Source organism: Streptomyces sp. NPDC056835 (genome assembly GCF_042789485.1).
GTDB lineage: Bacteria > Actinomycetota > Actinomycetes > Streptomycetales > Streptomycetaceae > Streptomyces.
Genome location: NZ_JBHUBB010000043.1, coordinates 54,081 through 64,280 on the forward strand (window position 1 = coordinate 54,081; position 10,200 = coordinate 64,280).

The 10,200-nt window shown below is 69.6% G+C and carries 3 protein-coding genes; all 3 read left to right on the plus strand.

Annotated elements, in window-relative coordinates:
* Positions 1-216, plus strand: coding sequence for a ferredoxin (locus tag ACFRMN_RS34350; RefSeq protein WP_383027324.1), 216 nt, complete (start codon positions 1-3; stop codon positions 214-216).
* Positions 217-673: 457 nt separating this feature from the next.
* Positions 674-1,207 (plus strand): LuxR C-terminal-related transcriptional regulator, encoded by a 534-nt coding sequence (locus tag ACFRMN_RS34355; RefSeq protein WP_383027327.1) that lies wholly within the window; start codon positions 674-676, stop codon positions 1,205-1,207.
* 297 nt (positions 1,208-1,504) lie between these two features.
* The coding region (locus ACFRMN_RS34360) for an SDR family NAD(P)-dependent oxidoreductase (RefSeq protein WP_383027329.1) at positions 1,505-10,200 on the plus strand (8,696 nt) is incomplete at its 3' end.

Genomic DNA, 10,200 nt, shown 5'->3' on the forward strand with positions numbered 1-10,200 from the left:
ATGCGCATCACGGTGGACAGAGAGCGGTGCGTCGGCTCCGGGAACTGCGTGGTGAACGTCCCGGAGGTGTTCGACCAGGACGACGAGGAGGGCCTGGTGCTGCTGCAGATGAGCGAGCCGCCCGAGAATCTCCATCACCTGGTCGAGGTGGCCGCGCAGATGTGTCCGATGGGGGCGATCGACGTCGACGTCCAGCATCGCGTGATCACCCAATGATGTCGTGATCGCGTAGTAACGGTGTAACGGTGTAACACACGGGGGAATACGCCGCGTTTCGATACTCGTCACGGATCTCGACCCATCCCGCCCTGAAGCCTGGAGCCCGCCGAGTTCTTCTCGGCGGGCGACGGGCCGGATATGGGTCCGCTATTCGCAAGTACTGGAATATCGCGAAGATATCGAGCGTGCTGTCACGCTGTCCATTCATGCCCGGATTCGCATTGCGGTCGCCATCTCCGGGCGATTTGAGCCGATTGACGCGCGCGCGCCGAACGGGCTCAAGGATGGTTTATTGGCATGCGTTTTTCGCCCCCCGCATGACAGGAAAGTGAAAAAACTGACAGGGGCGTTCAAATTGAACGGTGTAATTCAGGCGCGAGTCATAGTGTGTGATCCACATCCATACGCACGTCGTGGCATCCGTAGGGCACTTGAGCAGGATTCCGCATTCGTCGTGGTCGGCGAGGCCGCCGACATCGTCGAACTCCTTTCGGCAGTGGAGTTGTACGAACCGGATGTCGTAGTGCTGGAGGGGCAGTTACAGATCGGCCAGGCGCAGGAACTCACCAGCATCGACGCGGGCATCGTCGTCGTGGGAGACGTGGACACTACCACGCGCTGGATCCGCTTCACCCAGGCCAATGTGCACGCCCTCGTCCACTGCGACGATCCCGAGGAGGAACTGGTGGAGGCGGTCCGCCGGGTGAGCGACGGCACCGGCTACGTCTCTCCCGGCCTCAGCGGGGCGCTGCTCAGGTTCATGCGCGCCACGCTGCCGCGCCACCTGTCGGCCGTGCCCACGCATGAACCGCTGACGTCACGCGAGTCCGAGGTGCTCCAACTGGTGCGAAGGGGAATGGCCAACAAGGAGATCGCCCGCCGCCTGGGCCTGAGCGAGAAGACGATCAAGTTCCATGTCTCCAATGTGCTCTCGAAGGCGCACATGGCGTCCCGGGCCCAGTTGATCGCGTCGGCCGTGGCCATGTGAGAGCTCCGCGAACGAGCTCCGCGTGCGAGCTCCGCGTGCGAGCTCCGCGTGCGAGCGAACGGGCAAGAGCGAACGAGCGAGAGGGGGCGTACGCGCGGTTCATACCGTGCGTACGCCCCCGTCGTCATGTCGGGACCCAGGACTCAACACGCCCTGGCCAAGGGCTGTCCCGTAGGCCTGGTCGAAAGTCCTGGTTCCACGGGACGGTCCTGCACCGAAGCCCGGCTGCCGAGCCCCATCCTCTGGCCGAAGTGCCGCCCCCGGTCGGAAACGGATACTCCCCCTATGAAGCCATCCATGTCAGGTGACCAGGGGATCGGCGGAACCCGCGAGACCGCCATCGCAGTGATCGGAGCCTCCTGCCGGGTCCCCTCGGCGTCCGGCCCGGCGGAGTTCTGGCGCCTGCTGTCGGAGGGAACCGACGCCGTCTCGTCCTGGCCGACGGAGCGCGGCCCCGGCAGCCGGTCCTGGCGTGGTGGCTTCCTGGACGAGGTCGGCGCCTTCGACGCCGCGTTCTTCGACGTGGAGCCGGCCGAGGCAGCCGCCATGGACCCGCAGCAGCGGCTCGCGCTGGAGCTGGTCTGGGAGGCGATGGAGGACGCCGGCGTCCGCGACGACCGGCTGCGGGGCTCACGCACCGGAGTGTTCGTGGGCGTCTCGTCCGACGACTACGCCACCCTCGCCGCCCGCGGCGACCGGGCAGAACACGGCGAGTTGCACGACTTCACGGGCCGGCACCGCGCCATCATCGCCAACCGGGTCTCCTGGTCCTTCGGACTGCGGGGCCCCAGCCTCGCCGTCGACGCGGCGCAGGCCTCGTCGCTGGTCGCCGTCCACCTGGCCTGCGAAAGCCTCCGCCGCGGCGACTCCGACCTCGCGTTCGCAGGCGGTGTGAACCTGATCCTCTCGCCGGAGAGCATGCGGACCACCGCCGCTCTCGGAGCCCTGTCGGCCAAGGGCCGCTGCGCCGCCTTCGACGAGAGCGCCGACGGGTTCGTACGCGGTGAGGGCGGAGGGGTGGTGCTGCTCAAGCCGCTCGACCGTGCGGTCGCCGACGGCGACCCCATCTACTGCGTCATCCAGGGCAGCGCCGTCAACAATGACGGCGGCGGTGACCGTCTCACCGACCCCGACGTCGCGGGCCAGCGGGACGTCCTGCGCCGGGCCTACGCCGACGCCCGGATCAGCCCCGAGGCCGTTCAGTACGTCGAACTCCATGGCACCGGCACCCCGGTCGGGGATCCCGTCGAAGCCGCCGCCGTGTCCGATGTCATCGGCCGGAGCACCGAGGACCGCGGACCGCTGCGAGTGGGCTCGGTGAAGACGAACGTCGGCCACCTTGAGGCCGCCGCCGGCATCGTGGGCCTGCTCAAGGCCGCGCTGTCCCTGCGTCACCGCCAACTGCCGCCCAGCCTGCACTTCAACGCGCCCAACCCGGCGATACCTCTGGCGGAGCTGAACCTCCGGGTGCAGACCGAGCTCGACGACTGGCCGGCCCCCGCCGCCCCTCTCGTGGCGGGCGTCAGCTCGTTCGGCGTCGGCGGCACCAACTGCCATGTCGTCCTCGCCGAAGCGCCGTACACCGGACGGCCCGACGCGCCGTACACCGGACAGCCCGACGCCCCGGTGAACCGCACCGCGGCCGGCCGCCCCGTGCCCTGGGTGCTGTCCGCCCGCACCGGCCGCGCCCTGAACGCGCAGGCCACCCGGCTGCTCACCCACCTCAAGCAGCGGCCGGACACGCACGCCGCCGACATCGCCCGGTCGCTGGCGGTCGGCCGGTCCACGTTCGAGCACCGCGCCGTCGTCATCGGCACGGACACGGACGCGCTCACGGCGAGCCTGGCACGCCTCAACGACGAAGCGGTGAACGGCGTCGCCACGACCGGCGGGACCGCCTTTCTGTTCTCCGGCGTCGGGTCCCACCGCGTCGGCATGGGGCGGGAACTGTACGAGACGTACCCGGTCTTCGCCGAGGCCCTTGACGAAGTGCTCGACCACTTCGTCCCCGGTCTCGACCTGCGCGAGGTGCTGCTCGGCGGCCTCGACGACGATGCCGCCGCCCAGGCTCTTGACGGCATGCGCTACATGCAGCCCGCCCTGTTCGCCTTCCAGGTCGCCCTCTACCGCCTGGTCACCTCCTGGGGCGTCACACCGGATCTGCTCGTCGGCCACTCCTTCGGCGAGATCGTCGCCGCCCATGTGTCCGGGGCCCTGCCCCTGGCCCACGCGGCCGCCCTCGTCGCCGCCCGCGGCGAGCTGATGGGGGAACTGCCGCCCGGCGGCGCCATGATCGCGGTCGAGGCGACCGAAGAGGAACTGCTCGCGGCGCTCGACGGCGCCGACGACGTCTCGGTCGGCGTCATCAACGGACCGCGGGCCGTCGTACTCTCCGGCGCCGACGAGGCGGTCACCCGGATCGCGGACGAGTTCCGCGCCCGCGGCCACCGCACAAACCGGCTGCGCGTCCAGAACGCCGCCCACTCGCCACTGATGGCACCCATGCTGGACGAGTTCGCCCGCAGGATCCGCGGCCTCGCCGTCTCCGAGCCCGGCATCCCCATCGTCTCCACCGTCACAGGGCGGACCGGGGCCGAACTGACGGAGGACTACTGGATCGGGCACCTCAGCGCCACCGTCCGTTTCCACGACGCGATCGCCGCCTGCCGTGAGCTGGGCGTGACCCGGTTCATCGAACTCGGGCCGGGCAGCGTGCTGACCCCGCTCGTCCCGACGTCCGAGACAGACCTCGCGGTTGCCCTCCAGCAGCGCGACCGCCCCGAGCCCCAGGCGCTGCTCACCGGGCTCGCCGAGGCCTGGGTCGCCGGCGTGCCCGTCGACTGGGCCGAGCCGGTCGGCGAGGCCCGTACCGTCGACCTGCCCACCTACGCCTTCCAGCGCCGGCGTTACTGGCTCGACGAACGCCCGCCCGCCGCCGAGGCCGAGGTCGCGGCCGAGCAGCACCTCAGCTCCGCGACGCTCGCCCTGCGCGACCGCATCCACGGCGAGCCGGACGGATTCCTGGTCCGCTGGCTGGCCGACCACATGGCAGAGACCACCGGTGCCGCCCCGGTGGACCCCGACGCGACCTTCCGCGATCTGGGCCTGGACTCCGCCCTCTCCGTACAGCTGCGCAACCGCCTCGTCTCGGCGACCGGTCTGCGGATGCCCGCGAGCATCCTGTTCGACTACCCGACGCTGAGCGCCCTCGCCGCACATCTGCACGACCAGATCCTCGGCGTCCTGGACACCGCGGACGACATGCGGGCCGCCGTCCCCGCGACGGCCGCCACCGACGACGACCCGATCGTCATCGTCGGCATGGCCTGCCGGCTGCCCGGCGGGATCGACTCTCCGCAGGAGCTGTGGCAGGCGCTCGTCGACGACGTGGACGCCACCTCCGAGTTTCCCGCCGACCGCGGCTGGGACCTGGCGAGTCTCTACGACCCGGACCCCAACCACCCCGGCACGACCTATACGCGGCGGGGCGGGTTCCTGTCGGGGGCCGGTGACTTCGACGCCGAGTTCTTCGGGATCAGCCCGCGAGAGGCCGCGGCGATGGACCCCCAGCAGCGGCTGCTCCTGGAGACCGCCTGGGAGGCCCTGGAACGGGCCGGCATCGACCCGGGCGGCCTGCGCACCAGCAGAACCGGTGTATTCGTCGGCGCCACGAACATGGAGTACGGACCGCAACTGCACGCCCCCGTCGACGGCACCGAGGGATTCCGTCTCACCGGCAACACCTCCAGCGTGGCGTCGGGGCGTATCTCGTATCAGCTGGGCCTTGAGGGTCCCGCGATGACGGTGGACACGGCGTGCTCGTCGTCGCTGGTGGCACTGCACTTGGCGGTCCAGTCGCTGCGCAACGGTGAGTGCTCGATGGCGTTGGCCGGTGGTGTGACGGTGCTGTCCACGCCGGGCATGTTCGTCGAGTTCTCCCGTCAGCGCGGCCTCGCCGCCGACGGCCGCTGCAAACCGTTCTCCGACGACGCCGACGGCACAGGCTGGGCCGAAGGCGTGGGCATGCTCGTGGTCGAGCGGCTTTCCGACGCGCGGCGCGAGGGACACCACGTACTCGCCGTCGTCCGTGGCTCCGCCGTCAACCAGGACGGCGGCAGCAACGGTCTGACCGCGCCCAACGGCCCGTCACAGCAGCGGGTGATCCGTGACGCCCTGGCCAGCGCGCGCCTCACCTCCGCCGACGTCGACGCCGTCGAGGCACACGGCACAGGCACCTCGTTGGGCGACCCCATCGAAGCACAGGCATTGCTGGCGACATACGGCCAAGGACGCGACAAGAAGCAGCCGTTGTGGCTCGGCTCGATCAAGTCCAACATCGGGCACACCCAGGCCGCCGCGGGCGTCGCCGGTGTCATCAAGATGGTGCAGGCGATGCGCAACGGCGTCATGCCGCGCTCGCTGCACGCCTCCACGCCGTCGCGTCACATCGACTGGGAGTCCGGTACCGTCAGTGTGCTGACGGAGAGTCAGGAGTGGTCGGAGCTTGGGCGTCCGCGCCGCTCGGCCGTGTCGTCCTTCGGCATCAGCGGGACGAACGCGCACGTGATCCTGGAGGGGGCGCCGCCGGTCGAGGAGGTCGTGTCGGCGGACGAGGCCGTGCCCGCTGCGCCGGAGGCGTCGGCTGTGGTGGACGCGTCGGCCGTGGTGCCTACGCCGGTCGTGCCGTGGGTGCTGTCGGCGCGCGGTGAGGCGGCGCTGTCGGAGCAGGCGACGCGGCTGCTCGCCCGGCTCGGTGACGGTGCCGAGCCCGACCCCCGGGACGTGGGATTCACCCTGACCGCCGGACGCGCCGTACTGGACCACCGGGCCGTCGTACTCGGCGGCAACGTGACTGAACTTGCCTCCGGCCTGGAGGAGTTGGCGGCCGGTCGCACGGCGAAGAATGTCATCGCCGGGCGTGCGGGGTCTTCGGGTGGTGTGGTGTTCGTCTTCCCCGGCCAGGGCTCACAGTGGGTCGGCATGGCACGCGAACTCCTCGACACCTCACCGGTCTTCGCCACACGAATGACCGAATGCGCCACCGCACTCGAACCGTATGTCGATGGCTGGTCACTGCTGGACGTGGTGCGTGACGGCGACGAGGACATACTGCGGCGCGTTGATGTGGTGCAGCCGGTCCTCTTCGCGGTGATGGTGTCACTGGCCGAGCTATGGCGGTCCCTGGGAGTACGACCCGCCGCCGTCGTCGGACATTCGCAGGGAGAGATCGCCGCCGCCTGTGTGGCGGGTGCTCTGTCCCTCGATGACGCGGCCCGCGTCGTGGCCCTGCGCAGCCGGGCGATCCTGCGACTGTCCGGACGCGGCGGCATGGTCTCCGTCCTCGCCCCCGAGGAACAGATAGCAGCACGTCTGACCGACGGACTCCAGATCGCCGTCGTCAACGGACCCGAGCAAGTAGTGGTCTCCGGACCACCCGATCAACTGGACGCGCTCCTCACCGGATGCGAGGCCGACGGCATACAGGCCCGTCGTATCGCGGTGGACTACGCCTCCCACTCACCACAGGTCGAAGACCTCAAAACCGAACTCCTCGACGTCCTGGCCGGCATCGAACCACGCACGGGCGACGTCCCCCTCTTCTCCACCGTGACCGGTGAATCCATCGACACGGCGGTGATGGACGCGGAGTACTGGTTCACCAACCTCCGTCAGACCGTCCGCTTCGACACCGCCCTGCACAACCTCCTGGAAGCCGGACACCGCGTCTTCATCGAAAGCAGCCCCCACCCCGTCCTCCTCGGCGCCATCACCCAAGCCGCCGAAAGCATGGGCACAGCAGGGGTGACGGCGGTAGGGACGCTGCGTCGTCGTGAGGGCGAGCGGGCGCGTCTGCTGCACGGCCTGGCCGAGGTGTTCACCGCCGGAGTGGACGTCGACTGGTCATCGTGGGTGGCAGGCGGCCGATTGGTGGAACTGCCGACCTACGCCTTCCAGCGACGTCGCTACTGGCAAACCGCCGCCGCCACGACCGCCGACGTTGGCTCCGCCGGCCTCGACGCGATGCGCCATCCACTGCTCGGCGCCGCCATACGCCTCGCAGGCAACGACGACGTCGTACTCACCGGACGAATCTCCCGCACCACCCACCCCTGGCTGGAGGACCACGCCGTCTTCGGCACGCCGCTGCTCCCGGGAACCGCCTTCGTCGAAATGGCCCTCCGCGCCGGCGACGAGGTCGACTGCGATGTGCTGGAGGAACTGACGCTGGAGCGGCCGTTGGTGTTGGCGCAGGACGCGTCGGTGGCGGTGCAGGTGTCGGTAGGGGCTCCCGATGATGCCGGGCGCCGCCCGGTCACAGTGCATTCCCGTGTCCAGGACGCCGACGCCGGGGTCGATCCCGGGCTGGAGTGGGTCCGGCACGCCGTGGGCGTACTGGCCGCCACTCCCCCGGTGGCCGAGGAGCGCCTGGAAGGTATGTGGCCGCCCACCGGCACCGAGCGGGTGGATGTCGCTGAGGCATACGAACTGCTGGCCGGCCTGGGATACGGATACGGACCGGTCTTCCAGGGCCTGCAAGCGCTCTGGCGGACCGGCGACGAGATGTTCGCCGAGGTCCAACTGCCGTCCGAGGTGGATGAGTTCGGCGTTCACCCGGCGCTGCTGGACGCCGCACTGCATCCGCTGCTCTCCGGGGAGCTGTGTGTGCCGTTCTCCTGGAGCGGAGTTCGGCTGCACTCGGTGGGCGCGTCGGCGCTGCGGGTGCACCTGTCGCCGCGTGGTGACGGGGCCGTGCGGCTCGCGGCGTTCGACGGTGCCGGGCAGCCGGTGGTGACCGTGGACGAGCTGCGGTTGCAGCCGATGTCGCAGGAACAACTGGGTTCGGCCGTGGCCGCCGACCCACTGTTCGAGGTGCGGTGGACCGACGTACCGGTCCCCGACAGCACCGGCGGCCTGCCACCCGAGATCGTGATCGAATACGTCGAGCCCGGCGGGGACGCCCGTACAAGCGTGGCCAAGGCACTGGATTCCCTCCAGCGGTTCCTGGCCGACACGACGGACCGCGAGGACAGGCAGCTCGCCGTGGTCACCCGGGGCTCGGTGAGAGGTACACCGGATCCGGCGACGGCCGCGGTGTGGGGTCTGTTGCGTTCGGCGCAGGCCGAACACCCAGGGCGCGTCGTGGTCGTCGATGTGCCCAGTGGCGCGGACGCCGAGGCGGCCATCGCGTCGGCGCTCGCCTCGGGTGAGCCTCAAGTCGCTGTGGATGAGGGCAGGTTGTTCGCCCCGCGACTGGTCACGGTGGCCACGGAAACGGTGACAGCGGCGGACTGGAAGCCCGACGGAACAGTCCTCATCACCGGTGCCAGCGGGGCACTGGGCCAATTGGTAGCCAGGCACCTCGTCACCGAACACGGAGTACGACACCTGCTCCTGATCAGCCGACGAGGCGCCGACGGCTCACACGAACTGGCCACCGAACTGACCGACGCCGGAGCAACCGTAACCTTCGCCGCCTGCGACGTAGCCGACCACGACGCACTGACCGCGGCACTCGCCGACATACCCACCGAACACCCACTCACCGCCGTCATCCACGCCGCAGGCGTCCTCGACGACGGCGTGGTAACCGCACTCACCCCCCAACGCCTCGACACCGTCATGCGCCCGAAAACCGACGGCGCCCAGCACCTGGACGAACTGACACGCCACACCGACCTCGCCGCCTTCGTACTCTTCTCATCCGCCGCCGGAGTCATGGGCACCGCAGGACAGGGCAACTACGCCGCAGCCAACGCCTACCTGGACGCACTCGCACAAACACGCCGAACCCAAGGACTCACCGCCACCTCCATGGCATGGGGCCTATGGACCAGCGACAGCACAATGACCGCACACCTCGACAACACCGACCTCGCCCGGCTGTCGCGCAGCGGCTTGGGGTCAATGTCGACGTCCCAGGGCCTCGCGCTGTTCGACGCGGCCCTCGCGGCCGACCGGGCGACCATCGTCCCGGCCCGATTCGACCTGCCCGCCCTGCGGAACCAGGCGGCACAGAACAGCCTGCCCGCCGTCTTCAAGTCCCTGGTCCGCGCACCCGCACGCCGCGCGGCAGCCCTCGGCACCGGCCAGTCCTCGTCCTGGACCGCCGACATGGCCGCCCTGGACGACACGGAGCGCACGGCCGCCCTGCTCGAACTGGTCGGCACACAGCTCTCCCTGGTCCTGGGCCACGGCTCAGCAGCAACAGTCGAAGCCGACCGAGCCTTCCGCGACCTCGGCCTCGACTCACTGACCGGACTCGAACTACGGCAACGGCTACAGACCACAACCGGACTACGACTCCCCTCCACACTCGTCTTCGACTACCCCACACAAACCGCACTGATCAGCTTCCTCAACGAACAAATCCAGGACACCACCGGCCGCCCCACCGCCCCGGCCGTGATCACGGCCACCACGGACGACGACCCGATCGTCATCGTCGGCATGGCCTGCCGGCTGCCCGATGGGATCGAATCGCCGGAGGAGCTGTGGCAGGCGACACTGGACGGCGTCGACGCGATCACCGAATTCCCGGCCGACCGCGGCTGGGACCTGGCGAACCTCTACGACCCGGACCCGAGCCACATCGGCACGACCTATGCACGGCGGGGCGGTTTCTTGTCGGGGGCCGGTGACTTCGACGCCGAGTTCTTCGGGATCAGCCCGCGTGAGGCCACGGCGATGGACCCGCAGCAACGGCTGCTCCTGGAGACCGCCTGGGAGGCCCTGGAACGGGCCGGCATCGACCCGACCTCCCTGCGCGGCAGCAGGACCGGCGTGTTCGCCGGACTGATGTATCACGACTACGGGTCCTGGCTCGCGGAAGCGACCGAGGACGTCGAAGGTTTGATGATCACCGGCAACAGCGGTGGTGTCGCGTCGGGGCGTATCTCATATCAGCTGGGCCTTGAGGGTCCTGCGATGACGGTCGACACGGCATGCTCGTCCTCACTGGTGGCACTGCACCTCGCCGCACAAGCACTGCGCAA